The sequence below is a fragment of the Streptomyces sp. NPDC031426 genome, from assembly GCF_055581585.1.
The window spans coordinates 18,303-39,131 of sequence record NZ_JBVIJE010000009.1 but is presented as its reverse complement, the minus strand read 5'-3'; the positions used below and the strand labels follow the sequence as shown (position 1 = coordinate 39,131).

The 20,829-nt window shown below is 70.1% G+C and carries 16 protein-coding genes; 1 reads left to right on the top strand and 15 read right to left on the bottom strand.

Features of this window, described 5'->3' with window-relative positions; all coding sequences use genetic code 11:
* Positions 1–277 precede the first annotated feature (277 nt).
* Complete coding sequence (gene ileS / locus ACZ5NH_RS20060) at positions 278–3,421, top strand: isoleucine--tRNA ligase (protein ID WP_468776998.1); 3,144 nt, start codon at positions 278–280, stop codon at positions 3,419–3,421.
* 161 nt (positions 3,422–3,582) lie between these two features.
* Here the strand turns inward: ileS and ACZ5NH_RS20055 are convergent, their stop codons facing one another.
* The 15 genes from ACZ5NH_RS20055 to ftsL all read right to left on the bottom strand — a co-directional run bounded on the left by ACZ5NH_RS20055 (position 3,583) and on the right by ftsL (position 20,458).
* Positions 3,583–4,758: a DivIVA domain-containing protein gene (locus tag ACZ5NH_RS20055; protein ID WP_468776996.1), complete on the bottom strand. Its 1,176-nt coding sequence runs from the start codon at positions 4,756–4,758 to the stop codon at positions 3,583–3,585.
* Positions 4,759–4,813: 55 nt separating this feature from the next.
* Positions 4,814–5,101, bottom strand: coding sequence for a YggT family protein (locus tag ACZ5NH_RS20050; RefSeq protein WP_055707297.1), 288 nt, complete (start codon positions 5,099–5,101; stop codon positions 4,814–4,816).
* A gap of 62 nt (positions 5,102–5,163) precedes the next feature.
* Entirely contained in the window at positions 5,164–5,802 is a 639-nt protein-coding gene (locus ACZ5NH_RS20045) for a cell division protein SepF (protein ID WP_388621432.1), read from the bottom strand.
* A gap of 128 nt (positions 5,803–5,930) precedes the next feature.
* The gene (locus ACZ5NH_RS20040) at positions 5,931–6,650 is read right to left on the bottom strand and encodes a YggS family pyridoxal phosphate-dependent enzyme (RefSeq protein WP_468776993.1); all 720 of its coding nucleotides are present in this window, start codon (positions 6,648–6,650) and stop codon (positions 5,931–5,933) included.
* 6 nt (positions 6,651–6,656) lie between these two features.
* A complete protein-coding gene (gene pgeF, locus ACZ5NH_RS20035; protein WP_388621436.1) occupies positions 6,657–7,385 on the bottom strand; it encodes a peptidoglycan editing factor PgeF in 729 nt (242 codons plus the stop codon).
* Positions 7,382–8,590 carry a cell division protein FtsZ gene (gene ftsZ, locus ACZ5NH_RS20030; RefSeq protein WP_388621438.1) on the bottom strand — a complete coding sequence of 403 codons (1,209 nt, stop codon included), beginning with the start codon at positions 8,588–8,590 and terminating at the stop codon, positions 7,382–7,384. The genes pgeF and ftsZ overlap by 4 nt, the downstream gene beginning before the upstream one ends.
* 279 nt (positions 8,591–8,869) lie before the next feature.
* Complete coding sequence (locus tag ACZ5NH_RS20025; RefSeq protein ID WP_468776990.1) at positions 8,870–9,664, bottom strand: cell division protein FtsQ/DivIB; 795 nt, start codon at positions 9,662–9,664, stop codon at positions 8,870–8,872.
* Positions 9,665–9,727: 63 nt separating this feature from the next.
* The gene (gene murG, locus ACZ5NH_RS20020) at positions 9,728–10,819 is read right to left on the bottom strand and encodes an undecaprenyldiphospho-muramoylpentapeptide beta-N-acetylglucosaminyltransferase (RefSeq protein WP_468776988.1); all 1,092 of its coding nucleotides are present in this window, start codon (positions 10,817–10,819) and stop codon (positions 9,728–9,730) included.
* 6 nt (positions 10,820–10,825) lie between these two features.
* Positions 10,826–12,184 (bottom strand): putative lipid II flippase FtsW, encoded by a 1,359-nt coding sequence (ftsW, locus tag ACZ5NH_RS20015; RefSeq protein ID WP_388621443.1) that lies wholly within the window; start codon positions 12,182–12,184, stop codon positions 10,826–10,828.
* 97 nt (positions 12,185–12,281) lie between these two features.
* Positions 12,282–13,724, bottom strand: coding sequence for a UDP-N-acetylmuramoyl-L-alanine--D-glutamate ligase (gene murD / locus ACZ5NH_RS20010; protein ID WP_388621445.1), 1,443 nt, complete (start codon positions 13,722–13,724; stop codon positions 12,282–12,284).
* Positions 13,706–14,779 (bottom strand): phospho-N-acetylmuramoyl-pentapeptide-transferase, encoded by a 1,074-nt coding sequence (gene mraY / locus ACZ5NH_RS20005; protein WP_388621447.1) that lies wholly within the window; start codon positions 14,777–14,779, stop codon positions 13,706–13,708. Before mraY ends, murD begins: the two co-directional genes overlap by 19 nt.
* On the bottom strand, positions 14,776–16,182 hold the full coding sequence (locus ACZ5NH_RS20000; RefSeq protein ID WP_388621448.1) for a UDP-N-acetylmuramoyl-tripeptide--D-alanyl-D-alanine ligase: 1,407 nt from the start codon (positions 16,180–16,182) through the stop codon (positions 14,776–14,778). The genes mraY and ACZ5NH_RS20000 overlap by 4 nt, the downstream gene beginning before the upstream one ends.
* Before the next feature lie 28 nt (positions 16,183–16,210).
* Complete coding sequence (locus ACZ5NH_RS19995) at positions 16,211–17,731, bottom strand: UDP-N-acetylmuramoyl-L-alanyl-D-glutamate--2,6-diaminopimelate ligase (protein ID WP_388621450.1); 1,521 nt, start codon at positions 17,729–17,731, stop codon at positions 16,211–16,213.
* A 166-nt stretch (positions 17,732–17,897) separates the two neighbouring features.
* Positions 17,898–19,859 carry a peptidoglycan D,D-transpeptidase FtsI family protein gene (locus ACZ5NH_RS19990; protein ID WP_468776985.1) on the bottom strand — a complete coding sequence of 654 codons (1,962 nt, stop codon included), beginning with the start codon at positions 19,857–19,859 and terminating at the stop codon, positions 17,898–17,900.
* A 5-nt stretch (positions 19,860–19,864) separates the two neighbouring features.
* A complete protein-coding gene (gene ftsL / locus ACZ5NH_RS19985; RefSeq protein WP_468776984.1) occupies positions 19,865–20,458 on the bottom strand; it encodes a cell division protein FtsL in 594 nt (197 codons plus the stop codon).
* Between the last annotated feature and the right edge of the window lie 371 nt (positions 20,459–20,829).

Below are 20,829 nucleotides of genomic sequence, written 5' to 3'. Positions count from 1 at the left end.
GCGTACGCAGCCCAGAGCGACCCGGGGACGGTGAGAGCCCGGGGGCGAGCGCGACGTGAAGATCACCCCGGAGCCGCCGGAAGAAAGCCGCAGCCAGCAGGCCACGGCGAGTAGAGCCGGCTTCGCGACCCCAATGAGGGGGCTCACCGGCGCGTAGGGCGTGGCGGAGGGCCAAGGAGGGTGGTACCGCGGGAGCGCGCCGCAGACGGCGTAGGCAGGATCGAAGGCTCTCGTCCCTCCGACGGAAGGCAGCAAGTCCGTTGGAGGATGCTCGCAGATGACAGCGCCGACGTACCGCCAGGTGCCCGCACAGGTCGACCTGCCCGCTCTTGAGCACGCCGTGCTCGACTTCTGGCGCGAGCAGAAGATCTTCGCCAAGAGCCTGGAGCAGTCCGAGGGCCGCCCGGAATGGGTGTTCTACGAAGGCCCGCCCACCGCCAACGGCATGCCCGGCGCCCACCACATCGAGGCGCGCGTCTTCAAGGACGTCTTCCCGCGCTTCCGCACCATGCGCGGCTACCACGTGGCCCGCAAGGCGGGCTGGGACTGCCACGGCCTGCCCGTGGAGCTGGCCGTCGAGAAGGAGCTGGGCTTCTCCGGCAAGCAGGACATCGAGGCGTACGGCATCGCCGAGTTCAACGCCAAGTGCCGTGAGTCCGTGACCCGGCACACCGACGCCTTCGCCGAGCTCACGACCCGCATGGGCTACTGGGTCGACCTGGACGACGCGTACCGGACCATGGACCCCGAGTACGTGGAGTCGGTCTGGTGGTCGCTGAAGGAGATCTTCACCAAGGGCCTGCTGGTCCAGGACCACCGCGTCGCCCCCTGGTGCCCGCGCTGCGGCACCGGCCTGTCGGACCACGAGCTGGCGCAGGGCTACGAGACGGTCGTCGACCCGTCCGTGTACGTCCGTTTCCCGCTCACCTCCGGTCCGCTCGCCGGCGAGGCCGCCCTCCTGGTGTGGACGACGACCCCCTGGACCCTGGTGTCCAACACGGCGGTCGCCGCGCACCCGGAGGTCACCTACGTCGTCGCCACCGACGGCGAGGAGAGGCTCGTCGTCGCCGAGCCGCTGCTCGCCAAGGCACTCGGCGAGGGCTGGGAGAGCACGGGTCAGACCTTCACCGGCGCCGAGATGGAGCGCTGGACGTATCAACGTCCGTTCGAGCTAGTGGAGTTCCCGGAGCCGGCCCACTACGTGGTGAACGCCGACTACGTCACCACCGAGGACGGCACGGGTCTGGTCCACCAGTCCCCCGCCTTCGGTGAGGACGACCTCAAGGTCTGCCGCGCCTACGGCCTGCCCGTCGTGAACCCGGTCCGCCCGGACGGCACCTTCGAGGAGAATGTCCCGCTGGTCGGCGGCGTCTTCTTCAAGAAGGCGGACGAAAAGCTCACCGCGGACCTGCAGCAGCGCGGCCTCCTCTTCAAGCACGTCGCGTACGAGCACAGCTACCCGCACTGCTGGCGCTGCCACACCGCGCTGCTCTACTACGCGCAGCCGTCCTGGTACATCCGCACGACGGCGATCAAGGACCGCCTGATCCAGGAGAACGAAAAGACCAACTGGTTCCCGGACACGGTCAAGCACGGCCGGTACGGCGACTGGCTGAACAACAACATCGACTGGGCGCTGTCCCGCAACCGCTACTGGGGCACCCCGCTGCCGATCTGGCGCTGCGAGGACGACCACCTCACCTGCGTGGGCTCCCGCGCGGAGCTGACCGAGCTGACGGGCACCGACCAGTCGGGCCTGGACCCGCACCGCCCGTACATCGACGAGGTCACCTTCGCCTGCCGCCACGACGGCTGCGGCAAGAGGGCCACGCGCGTGCCCGAGGTCATCGACGCCTGGTACGACTCGGGCTCGATGCCGTTCGCGCAGTGGGGCTACCCGTACAAGAACAAGGAGCTGTTCGAGAGCCGCTACCCGGCGCAGTTCATCTCCGAGGCGATCGACCAGACCCGCGGCTGGTTCTACACGCTGATGGCCGTCGGCACGCTGGTCTTCGACAAGTCGTCGTACGAGAACGTCGTCTGCCTGGGCCACATCCTGGCCGAGGACGGCCGCAAGATGTCCAAGCACCTGGGCAACATCCTGCAGCCGATCCCGCTCATGGACCAGCACGGCGCGGACGCTGTGCGCTGGTTCATGGCGGCGGGCGGCTCCCCCTGGGCGGCACGGCGTGTCGGCCACGGCACCATCCAGGAAGTCGTCCGCAAGACCCTGCTGACGTACTGGAACACGGTGGCCTTCCAGGCGCTGTACGCCCGTACGTCGGACTGGGCGCCCAGCGCGGCCGACCCGGCCCCGGCCGAGCGCCCGCTGCTGGACCGCTGGCTGCTGTCCGAGCTGCACGCGCTCACGGACCAGGTGACGCAGTCCCTGGAGGCGTACGACACCCAGCGGGCCGGCAAGCTGCTGTCGGCGTTCGTCGACGACCTCTCGAACTGGTACGTCCGCCGTTCGCGCCGCCGCTTCTGGCAGGGCGACAAGGCCGCGCTGCGCACGCTGCACGAGGTGCTGGAGACGGTCACCAAGCTGTTGGCGCCGATCACGCCGTTCATCACCGAGCGGGTGTGGCAGGACCTGATCGCGCCCGTGACCCCGGGCGCGCCGGAGTCCGTGCATCTGGCTTCCTGGCCGGAGGCGGACCTGGCGGCGATCGACCCGGAGCTGTCGAAGCAGATGGTCCTGGTCCGCCGGCTGGTGGAGCTGGGCCGGGCCACGCGCGCGGAGTCGGGCGTCAAGACGCGTCAGCCGCTGTCCCGCGCGCTGATCGCCGCGACCGGCTTCGAGTCCCTGGACCCGGAGCTGCACGCGCAGATCACCGAGGAGCTGAACGTCTCCTCGCTGGCGTCGCTGTCCGAGGTCGGCGGCAGCCTGGTGGACACCACCGCCAAGGCCAACTTCCGCGCGCTGGGCAAGCGGTTCGGCAAGCGGGTGCAGGACGTGGCCAAGGCGATCGCCGCCGCCGACGCGGCCGCGCTCTCCCTCGCGCTGCGGGAGGGCACGGCCTCGGTGGAGGTCGACGGTGAGACGGTGACCCTCGCTCCCGACGAGGTGATCATCACCGAGACCCCGCGTGAGGGCTGGTCCGTGGCCTCCGACTCGGGCGCCACGGTGGCGCTGGACCTGGAGATCACCGAGGAGCTGCGGCAGGCGGGCCTGGCCCGTGACGCGATCCGGCTGATCCAGGAGGCCCGGAAGAACAGCGGCCTGGATGTGGCCGACCGGATCGCTCTGCGCTGGGTGTCGACCGACCCCGCGGTGGTCGCTGCGCTGGCCGAGCACAGTGAGCTGATCGCCGAGGAGGTTCTGTCGACGGACTTCCAGCAGGGCGAGGGCGACGACAGCTTTGGTGAGCCGTTCGCCGACGAGGGGCTGTCTCTCACGTTCCGGCTGCGGAAGGCGTAAGCGCCGAACCCGCTGCGAAGGGCCCGGTCTCCGTCTCGGAGGCCGGGCCCTGCTGTTTCTTCACTCAACCCGCGTAAAAAGGGCGGGCCCCCGGGACCGAAGTCCTGGGGGCCCGCCCTATTGAGCGCTGCCGACGCCGTTGTCGTACTAGTGCCCGATGCTCAGTTGTCGTCCTCGTCGATCAGGAACCCGCGCATCGGCGAGGGTGCCTGACCCATCGGGGACGGGCCCTGCGGGCGGACCGGGGCCATGGGCTGGGTCATGGCCGGGGTCATCTGCTGCTGGCCGCCGTAGGACGGGGCGGACGGACCGGGGTTGCCGCCCATCGTCTGGTTGCCACCGTAGGACGGGGCGCCGGCCGGAGCCATGGAAGGCGCCGGGGACGGCGGCAGCGACGCGGTCGCCGGGGTGCGCGGCGGGGCCAGGGAGTCGTCGGCCTGGGTCTCCAGCTGGCGCAGCTGGGACTCGAGGTACGACTTCAGGCGCGTGCGGTACTCGCGCTCGAAGCCGCGCAGGTCCTCGACCTTGCGCTCCAGCGTGGCGCGGGCGGACTCCAGGGAGCCCATCGCGACGCGGTGCTTCTCCTGCGCGTCCCGCTCCAGGGCGTCGGCCTTGGCACGGGCGTCACGCTCCAGACCCTCGGCACGGCTGCGGGCCTCGCCGACGATCTTGTTGGCCTCGGAGCGGGCCTCGGCGATCGCCTGGTCGGCGGTCTGCTGGGCCAGCGAGAGGACACGGGCGGCACTGTCGCCACCCGGGCCCTGACCGGGGCCGCCCATCGGGCCGCCCATGGGGCCGCCCATCGGGCCACCCATCTGCTGCATGGGCGGCTGGCCGCCCATCGGGCCCTGACCCATCGGACCCTGACCCATCGGACCCTGGCCCATCGGACCGGGACCCTGCGGGCCGCCCTGACCGCCGGGACCGGCGGGCAGCTGCGGGGCGCCGCTCGGCAGCTGGGGCGGGCCACCCATGGGGCCACCCATCTGCTGCTGCGGCGGGCCCGATATGCCGGCGGGCACCGGAGCGCCGGGACCTCGCATGCCCTGCTGAGGCATGCCCTGCTGAGGCATGCCCTGCTGAGGCATGCCCTGCTGCTGCGGGTGCTGCTGCTGGTCCTGCTCCGGCGGGCCCTTGCGCATGTTCTGCTGGTTCTGCGCGGCCGCACGGGTCGCCGCGGCCAGCTTGGCGCGCAGGTCCTCGTTCTCGCGGAGCAGGCGGGTCAGTTCGGCTTCGACCTCGTCGAGGAAGGCATCGACCTCGTCCTCGTCATAGCCTTCTCGGAGGCGGACGGTCGTGAACTGCTTGTTCCGCACGTCCTCGGGGGTCAACGGCATCTCTTCACCTCAACGTAGTCATCGGCAGTCGGCAAGACCGTATCGTCCACCCTCATCACATGAAGCTCCCCGTGATGGAGAGGAGGATGTAGACGATGATCATCAGTACGAAGAAGGACAGGTCGAGCGCCACGCCCCCGAGACGCAACGGCGGGATGAACCGCCGCAGAAGCTTCAGCGGTGGATCGGTGACAGTGTAGGTGGCCTCCAGTACGACCACCATCGCCTTGCCGGGTTGCCACGAGCGGGCGAACTGGAACACATAATCCATCACGAGCCGGAAGATGAGCACGGCGAGGAACACCAGCAGCGCGGTGTGGACCACCGTGACGAACACGCTCATGGTCTGCGCTTCCCTCTCCCCTGTTCCATGCTCTTCCGAGCCTCGATCCGGTTGCCTGTGTCTCAGCTCTGGTTGAAGAACCCGCCCTCTGCGATGCGGGCCTTGTCCTCCGCCGTGACATCGACGTTAGCAGGAGACAACAGGAACACCTTCTGCGTCACCCGCTCGATGCTGCCGTGAAGACCAAACACCAAACCGGCCGCAAAGTCGACAAGTCGCTTCGCGTCTGTGTCATCCATCTCAGTCAGATTCATGATCACCGGGGTTCCCTCACGGAAGTGTTCCCCGATGGTACGGGCCTCGTTGTAGGTCCGCGGGTGCAGCGTGGTGATCCGGTAAGGCTCTCGCTCGGACACAACCTTGGGCATGATCACCGGTGCGTTCTTCTCCAGGGACTGACGTTCTGGTGTGATGGACGCCACGGGCGCGATGCGCGCCGGACGCCCGGATTCCGCGGCGAGCGAAGTCGATCGGACCACCGGCTCGCGCGGCGCGGGCGGTTGCACGATTCGCACCTCTTCGTCCCTTTGGGACTGATCTCTGTGCGATTGGTGTGACGATTCGTGCCGTCGATGATCCCGCTCGGGCTCCGGGTCCAACTCGGGCTCGAAGTCGTCGTCGGGGTCGAATCCGCGGCCGTCGTACCCATCGTCCTCCACGAGGCCGAGGTAGACCGCCATCTTGCGCATCGCGCCGGCCATGCTCTGAGTCCTCCGCTCTGTGGTGGATCGACTGACGACTGCCAAGTGCCCGCGATCCACGAGGTCGTTGTGCCCGTCTTCACAGGCATTGACCATATTTTCTGCTGTGGTCCGACTTCCTGGCGACGTTACCCGAGCCCGGGGCGGACTCCGAGTACCGCAGTGCCGACGCGCACATGTGTCGCCCCGGCGGCCACGGCCTGTTCGAGGTCCGCACTCATCCCTGCCGACACCATGGTTGCAGCCGGATGGGCTCGGCGCAGGTCGGTCGACAAATCCATGAGCCGTTCAAACGCCGCCTGTTCGCGTCCCGCGTACTCGCCGGTGAGCGGAGCGACCGTCATCAGCCCGTCGAGCCGCAGTCCCGGTGCTTCACCGATGAGGTCGGCCAACTCTTCGATTCCGCCCGGCGCGACGCCTCCGCGCTCGCCGCGGCCGTTCTCTCCCGCGTCCAGCGCGACCTGAACGAGACAGCCGACCTCGCGCCCGGCCCGCACGGCCTCCTTCGACAGAGCTGTGACGAGCTTGGAACGATCCACGGACTGCACGACATCGGCGTAACCGACCACGGAACGGACTTTATTGGTCTGCAATTGACCGACAAAATGCCATTTCAGCGGCAGATCGGCGCAAGCCGCGGCCTTCGGCGCGGCGTCCTGGTCGCGGTTCTCGGCGACGTGACGCACACCGAGTTCCGACAGAATCCGTACATCACCGGCCGGGTAGGTCTTGGTGACCACGATCAGGGTCACCTCCTCCCGCTTGCGCCCGGCCGCCACGCACGCGGCGGTGATGCGCTCCTCCACTTTCGCCAGGTTCGCGGCGAGTTGGGTCTTACGGTCCGTCATGCCCCATCAGTCCAGCCAGACATAGCCCGCGAGCCGCCCGGTGGTGCGGTCACGGCGGTACGAGAAGTGGTCGCCCGACTCCAGCGTGCACTCCGGCGACTGCGCCCGGTCGCACACCCCGAGCCGGTCGAGCTGCGCGTGCACCCCGGCGCTCACGTCGACCGCCGGCGTACCCCAGCTCGTCTCAGCGTGCGCCGCCGGCTCGACGGCCGCCACCTCGGCGCGCATCGCCTCCGGCACCTCGTAGCAGCGCCCGCAGACGGCCGGTCCGGTGCGGGCGAGGATCCGGCCCGGCTCGGCGCCGAGTTCGACCATGGCCCGTACGGCGGCGGGGACGACCCCCTTGACCATGCCGGGCCGGCCCGCGTGCGCCGCCGCGGCGACCCCGGCGACGGGATCGGCGAGCAGCACCGGCACACAGTCGGCGGTGAGGACGGCGAGGGCGAGTCCGCGGCGCGCGGTGACGATCGCGTCGACCTCCGGCACCGGGAGCTCTCCCCAGGGCTCGTCCACCACGGCCACATCGGCGCCGTGCACCTGGTTCATCCAGACGACCCGGTCCGGGTCGATGCCGAGCGACTTGGCCACGATGTCCCGGTTGGCCCGTACCGCCTCGGGGGCGTCGCCGACCGCGCCGCCGAGGTTGAGCTCCTCATACGGAGCGGCGCTCACCCCGCCCCACCGGTCGGTGAAGGCGAAGTGCGCGCCGCTCACGCTCTCGCGCCGTCCTATCACTTCAGGAAGTCCGGGACGTCCAGCTCCTCGGCCGCGCTGTCCGCGTAGGCGGTCCGCTGTGCCGGGGGGACCGGCGGGGCGGCCGGGATGTCGGCCACCGGCTCGGGCACGGGCTCCGGCTCCTCCTTGGGCTTGACGCTGCCCAGCGAGCCGAAGGACGGACGGCTGGGCTCGCTCGGCCGGGCCGCGGGCTCCTCGCGGCGCGAGCCCGCCGAAGCCGAGGCCGAGCCGAGGACGTTGTCCCGGCGGGCCGGAGGCTGGCCGCCGTCGAAGCCGGCCGCGATCACGGTGACCCGGACCTCGTCGCCGAGGGCGTCGTCGATGACCGCGCCGAAGATGATGTTGGCCTCGGGGTGGGCGGCCTCGCTGACCAGCTGGGCCGCCTCGTTGATCTCGAACAGACCGAGGTCGGAGCCGCCGGAGATGGAGAGCAGCACGCCACGGGCGCCGTCGATGGACGCTTCCAGCAGCGGCGAGGAGATCGCCATCTCGGCGGCGGCCACCGCGCGGTCGTCGCCGCGCGCCGAGCCGATGCCCATGAGGGCGGAACCGGCCTCGGACATGACCGACTTCACATCGGCGAAGTCGAGGTTGATGAGGCCGGGGGTGGTGATGAGGTCGGTGATGCCCTGGACACCGGAGAGCAGGACCTGGTCGGCGGACTTGAAGGCGTCCAGGACCGAGACCTGGCGGTCCGAGATGGACAGCAGCCGGTCGTTGGGGATGACGATGAGGGTGTCGACCTCTTCGCGCAGCTCGGCGATGCCGTCCTCGGCCTGGTTGGCGCGGCGCCGTCCCTCGAAGGTGAACGGGCGCGTGACCACGCCGATGGTGAGGGCGCCGAGGGAGCGTGCGATGTTGGCCACGACGGGCGCGCCGCCGGTGCCGGTGCCGCCGCCTTCACCGGCCGTCACGAAGACCATGTCGGCCCCCTTGAGGACCTCCTCGATCTCCTCGCGGTGGTCCTCGGCGGCCTTGCGGCCGACGGCCGGGTTGGCTCCGGCGCCGAGTCCGCGGGTGAGTTCGCGGCCGACGTCCAGCTTGACGTCGGCGTCGCTCATCAACAGCGCCTGAGCGTCGGTGTTGATGGCGATGAACTCGACGCCCTTGAGACCGACCTCGATCATCCGGTTGATGGCATTGACACCACCGCCGCCGACACCGATGACCTTGATGACTGCGAGGTAGTTCTGCGGTGCTGCCACGTCGAAGGCCTCTCGCCTCGAATTACGTTGCCGTCGCCGTGCGGTGCCCCGCGCCGGGACGACAGATGCCGAATGGGACGGTCCGTAACGCCGACCCGAACCCTAACCCTGAAGTTTAGGGTTACCAGTGTGTCTGTTCTCTGAAGTCTTCTGAACAGGACACTAAGTCGACAAGTGGCGCCCGTTCAACGAACACGCCGAACCTCCCGTTTTTCTTTTCACCCTATGTGATCAGCCATAGCAGTGCCCAACCAGGGTGCTGGCCTGCGCCGATGTGCGTCAACTACCCGATGACGCAGGGGCGGTGGGAACGCTGACATCGAAATGCCGCGCGCCGGGAGCTGCTTTCATGAGAGCTGCGAGGGTCCGCGCCTTGGCGCGGCCGTTCTCGCCGCTGCCCCAAGCGACCGTGCGGCCGTCGGCCAACTCCAGCGAGATGTCGTCGTAGGAACGGACTTGGACGGTCCGGGTGTCCGCCGCCACGGCGGCCGGCAGCTCGCCGGCGACCAGGACCGCCTCGCGCACCAGCCGGTCGGCGCCGAAGCGGCGGAGGCTCGCGGAGCCGGAACCCGTGCGGGAGACGGACAATTCCAGCACCGGAACGCCATTCGGCGCCTGAGAAACCGTGGCGAATCGGACACCTTCGTGGTCGATTTCGATGAAATTCCGATCTTTTCGGACAATCAGAACCGGGGTACGCTCGGTCACTTTCAGACCGATTCCATGGGGCCAGGACCGGACCACATCAACGGTGTCAATTCGGGGCAATTTCCGGCGAAGTCGGGCTTCGATGCCATCGGTGTCGACGGAAATCATCGGCGCCCCGACCGGTACGTCCGCCGCGTCCAGCACCTCGGCGGGGATGAGCACGCGCGTGCCGGACACCGAGACGTGCCGGACGCGCAGCCAGCTAGAGCCGTACAACACCCAGATGCCACCGGCCCCGAGGAGCACGGCGAGCGCGGCCAGGATGACGATCGTACGAAGAGGCGGTCTCCTGAGCCGGCGGACGAGCGGCGGGCCGGACGACTCCTGCTGGCGTTCACCGCGCTCGGCGGTCGTCGGTCCGGCCACGCGCGCTCCCTTTCTTGGCTCGGCTCACCTCCGGGGCGCGCCCCTTCGGCTCACTCGCCGATGCTAGTGGTGGCGCGAGGCGATCGCCTCGTACACCATGCCGACGAGCAGCTCGTCGGCGTCCCGGCGGCCGAACTCGCTTGCCGCGCGGGACATCTCGTACAGCCGGTGCGGATCGGCGAGCACGGGCAGGACGTTCTGCTGGACCCACTCCGGCGTGAGTTCCGCGTCGTCGACCAGGAGGCCGCCGCCGGCCTTGACCACCGGCTGGGCGTTGAGCCGCTGTTCGCCGTTGCCGACGGGCAGCGGGACATAGGCGGCCGGCAGTCCGACGGCGGAGAGTTCGGCGACGGTCATCGCGCCCGCACGGCAGAGCATCATGTCGGCCGCGGCGTACGCGAGGTCCATCCGGTCCAGGTAACTTACCGGGATGTAGGGGGGCATTCCCGGCATCTGGTGCACCTGCGGCAGTTCGTTCTTCGGGCCGACCGCGTGCAGGATCTGGATGCCGGCCTGCTGCAGCCACGGGGCGACCTGCTGGACGACCTCGTTGAGACGGCGGGCCCCCTGGGAGCCGCCGGAGACGAGCAGCGTGGGCAGGTTCGGGTCGAGGCCGAAGCGGTGCCGGGCCTCGGGGCGGGCGGCGGCGCGGTCCAGGGTGGCGATGGAGCGGCGCAGCGGGATGCCGATGTAGCGGGCGTCGCGCAGCTTGCTGTCGGGCGTGGAGACGGCGACCCGGGCCGCGTACCGCGAGCCGATCTTGTTGGCCAGGCCGGGGCGGGCGTTGGCCTCGTGGATCACGATGGGCACACCGAGGCGCTTGGCGGCCAGATAGCCGGGCAGGGCGACATAGCCGCCGAAACCGACCACGACGTCCGCCTTGGTGCGCTCCAGGATCTGCTCGGCGGCCTTGATGGTGCCGCGCAGCCGGCCCGGGACGGTGATCAGCTCGGGGGTCGGCTTACGGGGCAGCGGCACCGCCGGGATCAGCGCCAGCTCGTAGCCGCGCTCCGGGACGAGCTTGGTCTCCAGGCCGCGTTCCGTGCCCAGGGCCGTGATCCCCACGGTCGGGTCCTGCCTGCGCAGGGCGTCCGCGAGGGCGAGCGCGGGCTCGATGTGGCCGGCGGTCCCCCCACCGGCGAGTACGACATGCACCGAAATTCACCGCTCTCCGGACGAACGCGCCGCCGAGGCACGCCGTCGCATCGTGTTCCATCTCCGAGGCCCCCGCTCAGCACCGGAGCCTCCCGCCCGCTTTCTACCAAAGCGAGGTTGCCGCATCGCAAGCGCCGCCCGCGCAGCGGGCTCGTCGCGCGCGAAGGCGATCAGCAGCCCGATGGCGAACATGGTCGGCAGCAGGGCGGACCCTCCGTAGGAGAACAGCGGGAGAGGGACACCGGCGATCGGCAGCAGACCGAGCACCGCACCGATGTTGATCACCGCCTGGGCGGTGATCCAGGTGGTCACGCCTCCCGCGGCGTACCTCACGAAGGGGTCCTCCGTGCGTCCGGCCACGCGGATACCCGCATAGCCTAGAGCCGCGAACAGGGCGAGCACCGACAGCGTCCCCGCCAGCCCCAGTTCCTCACCGGTGACGGCGAAGATGAAGTCGGTGTGGGCCTCCGGCAGTTGGCCCCATTTTTCCACACTCGCACCGAGACCGGAACCGAAGAGTCCGCCGGAGGCGAGGGCATAGATGCCGTGCGCGCCCTGCCAGCACATGTCGTTCGGGCCGGGGTCGGTGGCGGCGATGCAGCTGAGCCGGTTCAGCCGGTGGGGGCTGGACCAGATGGCGAGCGCGGCGAGCAGCCCGGCGACACCCAGCACCCCGGAGAACAGCCGGGTCGGCGCTCCCGCGAGCCACAGCAGCCCGAACAGGATCGCGGTCAGGATGATCGTCGTACCCATGTCGCCGCCGAGCATGATCAGCCCGAGCAGCAGGAAGGTGACCGGCACCAGCGGCACCAGCATGTGCTTCCACTGGGCCAGCAGCCTCTTCTCCTGCTTGCGGGCGATCAGGTCCGCGCCCCACAGCACCAGGGCCAGCTTGCCGAACTCGCTGGGCTGGATCTGGAAGGAGCCGCCGAGGGCGATCCAGTTCTGGTTGCCGTTGACCGCCATCCCTATCCCGGGGATCTGCACCAGGACCATCAGGAAGACGGCGCCGGCGAGGATCGGGTACGCCAGCGCCCGGTGCAGTTTCACCGGCATGCGGGAGGCCACGAACAGCAGTACGCCGCCGATGACCGCGGCGAGGAACTGCTTGCGGAAGAAGTACGACCCGGGCAGCGACAGCTGCAGCGCCGTGATCTGGGAGGCCGAGTAGACCATCACCAGACCGAGCACGGTGATCAGCAGGGTGCCGCCGACGATCAGGTAGTAGGCGGTCAGCGGCCGGTCCCAGGCCTTGCGGGCGCGCGTGTAGAGCCGTTGTACGGAGTTCTCGCGCGGCGGGCGGGGCGCCGCGGGCCTACTGGCGGCGCGCTGAGCCGGTGGACGGCCTGTACGGCTACCGGACATCACCAGCTCCTCGCGCCCGCCGACCAAACCCGAGCCACATCCGCCTCACGCGTCCCTCCAAGGGTCCCGAAGCACCCCAGGTGGCCGAGACCCGCCGTCAGGCGCCCGCGCCGAGTTCGCGGACCGCCGCCGCGAACGCGTCACCGCGCTGGTTGTAGTTGGTGAACATGTCCATGGAGGCGCAGGCCGGGGCCAGCAGCACCGTGTCACCGGGCTTCGCGAGCCGCTTCGCTTCCGTCACCGCCTGGAGCATCGCCCCAGTGTCGGTCCGGTCGAGGTCGACCACGGGTACTTCCGGGGCGTGTCGCGCGAGGGCGTCGCGGATCAGCTCACGGTCGGCGCCGATCAGGACGGCACCGCGAAGGCGCTTCGCCGACCTGGCGACCAGCTCGTCGAACGTCGCGCCCTTCGCCAGACCACCCGCAATCCATACGATCGACTCATATGCCGCCAACGAGGCTTCCGCGGCGTGGGTGTTGGTCGCCTTGGAGTCGTCGATGTACGCGACCCCGTCGAGGTCGGCGACATGCGCGATGCGGTGCGCGTCCGGGCGGAAGGCCTTGAGGCCCTCCCGTACGGCCTTGGCGGGCACCCCGAAGGCACGCGCGAGGGCCGCCGCGGCAAGGGCGTTGGCGATGTTGTGCGGGGCCGGCGGGTTGATGTCGGAGACCTCGGCCAGCTCCTGGGCGTTCTTCTGCCGGTTCTCGACGAAGGCGCGGTCGACCAGGATGCCCTCCACGACGCCGAGTTGGGAGGGGGCGGGGGTGCCGAGAGTGAAGCCGACGGCCCGGCAGCCCTCCTCCACGTCGGCCTCGCGCACCAGCTCCTCGGTCAGCTTGTCGGCCACGTTGTAGACGCAGGCGACCCGATTTCCTTCGTAGATACGGCCCTTGTCCTTGGCGTACGCCTCCATCGAGCCGTGCCAGTCGAGGTGGTCCGGGGCGAGGTTGAGGACGGCGGCGGAGTGGGCGCGCAGCGAGGGCGCCCAGTGCAGCTGGTAGCTGGACAGCTCCACGGCGAGGACGTCGTACTCCTCGTCCCCGAGCACCACGTCCAGCAGCGAGACGCCGATGTTGCCCACGGCGGCCGTGCGCAGGCCCGCGGCCCGCAGGATGGACGCGAGCATCTGCACGGTCGTGGTCTTGCCGTTGGTGCCCGTGACGGCCAGCCAGGGCGCCGCGTCGGGTCCGCGCAGGCGCCAGGCCAGCTCGACGTCGCCCCAGACCGGCACGCCCGCCGCGGCGGCCGCCGTGAAGAGGGGCTTGTCGGGCTTCCAGCCGGGCGCCGTGACGATCAGCTCGGTGCCCTCCGGCAGGGTCGCCCCGTCGCCGAGGCGCACGGTGATGCCGAGCGCCTCCAGTTCGGCGGCCTGCTCACGCGCGCGTGCGTCGTCGCCGTCGTTGACGACCGTGACGACTGCCCCGCGCGCGTGCAGCACCTTCGCCGCCGGGACGCCGGAGACACCGAGCCCGGCGACGGTGACGTGCTTGCCCTGGAAGTCGTAGAGCTCCGAGGTGGAGGTCACTTTTCCGCTGCCCATCCTGCATAGAAGAGGCCCAGTCCGACAATCACACAGATGCCCTGAATGATCCAGAATCGGACCACCACCAGGACCTCGGACCAGCCCTTGAGTTCGAAGTGGTGCTGGAGTGGCGCCATCCGGAAGACGCGCCTGCCGGTGAGCCGGAAGGAGCCGACCTGGATGACGACCGACATGGTGATGAGGACGAACAGACCGCCCATGATGGCCAGCAGCAGCTCCGTGCGGGAGAGGATGGCCAGACCGGTGAGGACACCGCCGAGGGCGAGCGAGCCGGTGTCGCCCATGAAGATCTTCGCCGGCGAGGTGTTCCACCACAGGAAGCCCAGGCAGGCGCCCATCAGGGCGGAGGCGACCACCGCGAGGTCGAGCGGGTCGCGCACCTCGTAGCAGGCGGCCGGGTTGGTCAGGGTCTGCGCGTTGGCGCAGGACTCCTGGAACTGCCAGACGCCGATGAACGTGTAGGCGCCGAAGACGAGCACGGAGGCGCCGGTGGCCAGTCCGTCCAGACCGTCGGTGAGGTTCACGCCGTTCGACATCGCGAGGATCATGAACAGCGCCCAGACGACGAACAGCACCGGGCCGATCGTCCAGCCGAAGTCGGTGATGAACGACAGCTTGGTGGAGGCCGGGGTGTTGCCGCGCGCGTCGGCGAACATCAGCGACAGCACCGCGAAGGCGATGCCTACGATCAGCTGGCCGGCCATCTTCGCCTTGGCCCGCAGACCCAGCGAACGCCGCTTGACGATCTTGATGTAGTCGTCGAGGAAGCCGACCAGGCCCATGCCGAACATCAGGCCGAGGACCAGCAGCCCGGAGTAGGTGGGCGGGTAACCGGTGATGAGCTTGCTCAGGAAGTACGCCGCGATCGTCGCCAGGATGAAGGCGATACCGCCCATGGTCGGCGTTCCGCGCTTGCTGGCGTGCTCACGCGGACCGTCGTCACGGATGTACTGGCCGTAGCCCTTGCGGGCGAGGAGCTTGATCAGCAGCGGGGTGCCGATCAGCGTCAGGAAGAGGCCAATAACTCCTGAGAACAGGATCTGCTTCATCATCGGGCGGCAACCTCACCCTCGGCACCGGTCTCGACGAGCGCCTGGGCAACGCTCTCCAGACCCACCGAACGGGACGCCTTCACGAGCACGACGTCCCCCGGGCGCAACTCGCTGCGCAACAGGTCGATCGCCGCCTGTGCGTCGGACACGTGCACCGACTCCTCACCCCACGAACCCTCGTTATATGCGCCCAGTTGCAGCCAGGAGGCCTCAATCCCCCCGACGGCGACGAGCTTGCTGACGTTGAGCCGGACGGCGAGCCGTCCGACGGCGTCGTGCTCGGCGAGCGCCTCGTCCCCCAGCTCGGCCATCTTGCCGAGCACCGCCCACGTGCGGCGCCCCTTGCCCATGGCCGCGAGTGCCCGAAGGGCGGCCCGCATGGACTCGGGGTTGGCGTTGTAGGCGTCGTTGACGATGGTCACGCCGTCCGGGCGCTCGGTGACCTCCATGCGCCAGCGGGAGAGGGAGCCCGCCTCGGAGAGCGCGGTGGCGATCTCTTCCGCGGACATGCCCAGCTCATGGGCGACGGCGGCCGCGGCGAGCGCGTTCGACACGTGATGCTCACCGTACAGGCGCATGGTCACATCACTTGCACCGGAGGGTGTGTGAAGCCTGAAGGAGGGCTGTCCGCTGTCCGTGAGTCGCACGTTCTCGGCGCGTACGTCCGCTTCGGCCGACTCTCCGAAAAGGACCACCTTCGCCTTGGTACGGGGGGCCATGGCGCGGACCAGCGGGTCGTCGGCGTTCAGGATCGCGGCGCCGTCCTCCGGAAGGCCCTCGATGATCTCGCCCTTGGCCTGGGCGATCTGCTCGCGGCCGCCGAACTCGCCGATGTGGGCGGTGCCGACGTTGAGGACCAGACCGATCCTGGGAGGCGTGAGGTCGGTGAGGTAGCGGATGTGCCCGATGCCGCGGGCGCCCATCTCCAGCACGAGGAACCGCGTCTCCTCGGTGGCGGACAGGGCGGTCAGCGGCAGCCCGATCTCGTTGTTGAGCGAGCCGGGCGTGAACACCGTCGGCGCCTTGCGCTGCAGCACCTGCGCGATCAGGTCCTTGGTGCTGGTCTTGCCCGCCGAGCCGGTCAGGGCGACGAGGGTCGCGCCGAGCCGGCGTACGACGTGCCGGGCGAGGGCGCCCAGCGCGGTCTGGACGTCGTCGACGACGATCGCGGGCACGCCGACCGGGCGCGACGCCAGTACGGCGACCGCGCCCGCCTCGATCACCTGCGCTGCGTAGTCGTGGCCGTCCACGCGTTCGCCGACGAAGGCGGCGAACAGGCTGCCGGGCAGCACCTCGCGGGAGTCCCGGACGACCGGTCCCGTGACCTCCACGGACGGATCCGGTATGTCGTGCGTCTGCCCGCCGACGACTGCTGCGATCTCGGCGAGGGAGAGGGCGATCACAAGTTCATCCCCTGGGTCTTCTGGATTTTCATCCCTGGGTTTTCTGGATGGCTTCGCGGAGCACCTGGCGGTCGTCGAAGGGACGGACCACGCCGGCGATGTCCTGGCCCTGCTCATGGCCCTTGCCCGCGACCAGCACGGTGTCGCCGGCCTGGGCGCGGCCCACTGCGGCGGCGATCGCGGCGGCCCGCTCCTCGAACAGGAGCACCTCGCCACGCTCGTGCGCAGGCACGGAGGCGGCGCCCTGGAGCATGGTCGCGAGGATCGCCAGGGGGTCCTCGGAGCGGGGGTTGTCGGAGGTCAGTACGGCCGTGTCGGCGAGCCGGGCCGCGGCGGCGCCCATCGGGGCGCGCTTGGTCCGGTCGCGGTCGCCGCCGCACCCGAGGACCACGTGCAGGCGGCCCTTGGTGACCTTGCGCAGCGCCTTGAGCACGGACTCGACGGCGTCGGTCTTGTGGGCGTAGTCCACGACCGCGAGATAGGGCTGCCCGGCGTCCACGCGCTCCAGCCGGCCGGGGACGCCCGGGACGGCGGCGATGCCGTCGGCGGCGGTCTGCGGGTCGAGACCGGCGGCGGCGAGCGCGACGACGGCGGCGAGGGTGTTCGCCACGTTGAAGGGGCCGGCGATCGGCGACTTGGCGTGGATCCGCTCGCCGTCCGGGCCGACGACGGTGAACGTCGAGTCCACCGGGCCGACCTGGACGTCCTCGGCGCGCCAGTCGGCGTCGGGGTGGCCCTCGGCGGAGAAGGTGACGACGGGGACCGTGGCCTCCTCGGCCAGCCGGCGGCCGTACGCGTCGTCCACGTTGATCACGCCGAGTTTGCTGCGTTTCGGGGTGAACAGCTGCGCCTTGGCCCGGAAGTAGTCCTCCATGTCGGAGTGGAACTCCATGTGCTCCGGGCTGAGGTTGGTGAACACGGCGATGTCGAAGACACAGCCGTCGACCCGGCCGAGGACCAGGGCGTGGCTGGAGACCTCCATGGCGACCGCCTCGGCGCCTCTTTCGCGCATGACCGCGAACAGGGCCTGGAGGTCGGTGGCTTCGGGGGTGGTGCGCTCCGACTTGATGCGCTCGTCGCCGATGCGGATCTCCACCGTGCCGATGAGGCCGGCGGGGCGGGACGCGCCCAGGCCGCCTTCGACGAGATAGGCGGTGGTGGTCTTGCCGGAGGTGCCGGTGATGCCGATCTGGAGCAGATCGCGGCCCGGGTGCCGGTAGATCGTGGCCGCCAGCTCTCCCATCCGTCCGCGCGGGTCGTCGACGACCAGGACGGGCAGTCCGGTCGCGGCGGCGCGCTCGGCACCCGTGGGGTCGGTGAGCACGGCGACGGCGCCCAGGCTCGCGGCCTGGTTGACGAAGTCGGCGCCGTGCAGCCGGGCGCCCGGGAGGGCGGCGTACAGGTCGCCGGGGCGGACGGCGCGCGAGTCATGGGTGATGCCCTTGATCTCGGCGGCGCCCTCCGGCGCGGTGACACCCAGCTGGTCGGCGAGCTCCGCGAGGGGTGTGGCGGGGAGCAGCGTCGGCCGGGGCAGTCCCGGATATGTCACGGGTTGGCCCTTCTGGGTGGTTTGGGACTGATCAGCGTGTGGCACGGCGGTGAGCGTACCGGGCGTACCCGCTCCGGAGCGAAGTGAGGGGTTCTCGGCCCCCTGGTTCCCGGGTTCCGGGGTGATCGTTGTCACGAGTTCGTTTCCTGGTGTTCCGGTGTGCTGATCAGGGCTTGTAGTCGACAGGCAGGTTCGTGGCCGGCGCCCCGGTCGGCGGGACCTGGAGGGTCTTCAGGGCGAACTCCATCACCTGCTTGTAGATGGGGCCACAGATCTGGCCGCCGAAGTAGCTGCCGGAGGTGGCGTTCTGGATGGCGCAGTAGACGGTGATGCGGGGGTTGTCCGCGGGTGCGAAGCCGGCGAACGACGAGGTGTACCCGTGGTACTTCCCGGTGGCCGGATCCACACGGTTGGCCGTGCCCGTCTTGCCCGCCACGTTGTATCCGGGGATGCGGGCCTTGACGCCGGTGCCCTGCTCGTCGTCCACGACGGACTCCAGCATCATGGCCACGGACCGGGCCGTCTTCTCGCTGACCACGCGGGTCTGCCTGGGCTTGGGCGCGGGGGTGAAGCGGCCGTCGGCACCCTTGCTGCCGCGGACCAGGGTCGGCTCGATCCGGACCCCGCCGTTGGCGATGGTCGAGTAGACGGAGGCGGCCTGGACGGCGTTGATGGAGAAGCCCTGGCCGAAAGGAATCGTGTACTGCTGCGAGGTGGACCACTTCTGGTACGGCGCGAGGATGCCCGGGGTCTCGCCCGGGAAGCCGAGTCCGGTGTAGCGGCCGATGCCGAACTTGCGCAGGTAGGAGTAGAGGACCTTGTTGGCCTCCGGCTGCGTCCTGCCGAGCTGGCCGGTGGCCAGGATGGTGCCGATGTTGCTGGACTTGGCGAGGACGCCGTTCAGCGTGAGGTTCCAGGTGGCGTGGTCGACGTCGTCGGAGAAGAGCCGGTCGCCGCGATGCAGCCGGTTCGGTACGACGACGTGGGTGAGCGGAGTGGCCGCGTTCTCCTCCAGTACGGCCGCCATGGACATCACCTTGGCGGTGGAGCCGGGCTCGTAGGCGTCCTGGACGGCCGCGTTGCCCAGGGCCGCACCGTCGGCCTTCGACAGGTCATTGGGGTCGAAACCGGGCGAGTTGGCCATGGCCAGGATCTGCCCGGTGCGGGTGTCCTGGACGACGACATAACCGCGGTCGGCCTTGGACTTCTTCACCTGTTGGGTGATGGCGTTCTGCGCGGCCCACTGGATGTCGCGGTCGATGGTCAGCTCGACGTCGGAACCGGGCACGGCGGGCGTCTCCGTCGATCCCGCCGTGGGCACCTCACGCCCCCCGGACTGGGCATAGCGGATCTTGCCGTCCTTCCCGGACAGCTGCTTGTTCAGCTCCTGCTCGATGCCGCCGCCGCCCTGGCCGTCGGCGTTGACCCAGCCCAGTATCCCGGCGGCGAGGTCGCCGTTGGGGTACACCCGCTGGCTGCTCGGGTCGGCGAAGACGCCGGCGAGCACGTTGACGGTGTTCTTGTCCGTCTCCGCCTTCTTGGCGAGCGCGGTCTTCAGGTCCTTGATCTGCTTCCAGACCTGCGGGGTCTGCCGGGTGGCGAGCCGGGCGTACCGGGAGTCCTTGCTCTTCGGCCGGAGCTTCTTCACGATGTCGCCCTGGCTCTGCCCGAGGATCGGCGAGAGCAGCGCGGCGGCCTGCTCCGGGCCGTCGTCGACCTTCAGCTGCTTGCTGCTGAACATCGTCGGATCGGCCGTGATGTCGTACGCGTCCTCGCTGATGGCGAGGGCCACGCCGTTGCGGTCGGTGATCCCGCCGCGCTCGGCGGCCAGCGTGTGCACGACATACCGGTTCTGCTCGGCCCGCGCGGCGTACGCGCTGGCGTCGACGGCCTGCACCTGGAGCAGCCGTACGACGAAGGCGATCAGGACCAGGGTCAGCGTGAGGCTGACCAGGCGCAGCCGGGGCCGCGGGCTGCCGAGCCGGAGCGGGCGCTGATACGGCGGCCGAGCACCGCTCGGCCGCCGCACCGGACGCGCACCGGGCCGGGGCTGCCGTACGGCACTCCTCGGCCGCGGCGGCTTGGCCGGCCCGGGCACACGACGGCGCGGCGGTTCCCTGTCGGACACTTCCGTCACCTGCCGGGGGTCGGGGTGGAAATGGGCTGGGGGGTGGACGGGTGCGGCGGAACGGCCCCCGCGCGGGCGGAGGCGACGGCGGCCGACCGGGGCTGTCCCGGTGCCGATGCGGTGGCGGAGGGCGTGACCGGGGCCGGCGTGGCGGGTGTGCCCGAGGTCGTGGAGGGGGCCGGGGCCGGGGTCAGGGCCTCGGGGGCGACCGGGTCGGTGAAGTCGGCGGACTCGGGGGTGGCGGCGCTCGGGACGCCCTTGATCCTGCCGTCGGAGCCGAGGAAGGCCGGGTCGCCGCCGGGGACCATGCCGAGTTGGCGGGCGCGGCGCTGGAGGGCGTCGGGAGAGGAGTAGGCGTCGATGTCCCGCTGGAGGGCCTGTTCCTCGTCGGTCAGGTTCTTCGTCCGCTTCTGCAGGTCGGCGAGCTTGAACGAGCCTTCGCTGAGCGCGGAGTTGAGCACCAGCAGTCCGATGAGACCGCCGCCGAGGAGCAGGACGACGAGCAGGACGAACGGGGTGCGGGCGGCCCGGGCCCGGCCAGCCGGAAAGAGCCGCACAAGCCGCGCGGCCCGCCCCTTCAACTGCGGTTTCCTACTCACAGCTCCCCCGGTCGGTCAGGGGCTCCTCGCAGCTCGGCCGCTCGCCCCGGAAACCCGCGCGGCACTCCGCATGACTACGGCGCTCCACACGGCGCCCCGGCCAAGCCCCGGGGTCCCCCCGGCGCTCCCGGTGGCTCCGGGAACCCCCGCGGCACTCCCGGCGAGTCCCGAGAACCGCACGGCGCTCCCAGCATGTTCCGGCGTCCCCACGGCAGCACTCCAGGCGAGTCCGGGAACCCTCGCAGCACTCCCGGCACATCCCGAGGTCCACTCGGCACTCCAGGCGAGTCCGGGAACCCTCGCAGCACTCCCGGCACATCCCGAGGTCCACTCGGCACTCCAGGCGAGTCCGGGAACCCTCGCAGCACTCC

Coding starts and splice junctions, on each gene's coding strand:
- ileS (WP_468776998.1), top strand. CDS start 278: ATGACAGCGCCGACGTACCGCCAGGTGCCCGCACAGGTCGACCTGCCC.
- ACZ5NH_RS20040 (WP_468776993.1), bottom strand. CDS start 6,650: ATGACGGACCGTAAGACCCAACTCGCCGCGAACCTGGCGAAAGTGGAG.
- mraY (WP_388621447.1), bottom strand. CDS start 14,779: ATGATGAAGCAGATCCTGTTCTCAGGAGTTATTGGCCTCTTCCTGACG.
- ftsW (WP_388621443.1), bottom strand. CDS start 12,184: ATGTCCGGTAGCCGTACAGGCCGTCCACCGGCTCAGCGCGCCGCCAGT.
- ACZ5NH_RS20055 (WP_468776996.1), bottom strand. CDS start 4,758: ATGCCGTTGACCCCCGAGGACGTGCGGAACAAGCAGTTCACGACCGTC.
- ACZ5NH_RS20045 (WP_388621432.1), bottom strand. CDS start 5,802: ATGGCCGGCGCGATGCGCAAGATGGCGGTCTACCTCGGCCTCGTGGAG.
- murD (WP_388621445.1), bottom strand. CDS start 13,724: ATGGGCAGCGGAAAAGTGACCTCCACCTCGGAGCTCTACGACTTCCAG.
- ACZ5NH_RS20050 (WP_055707297.1), bottom strand. CDS start 5,101: ATGAGCGTGTTCGTCACGGTGGTCCACACCGCGCTGCTGGTGTTCCTC.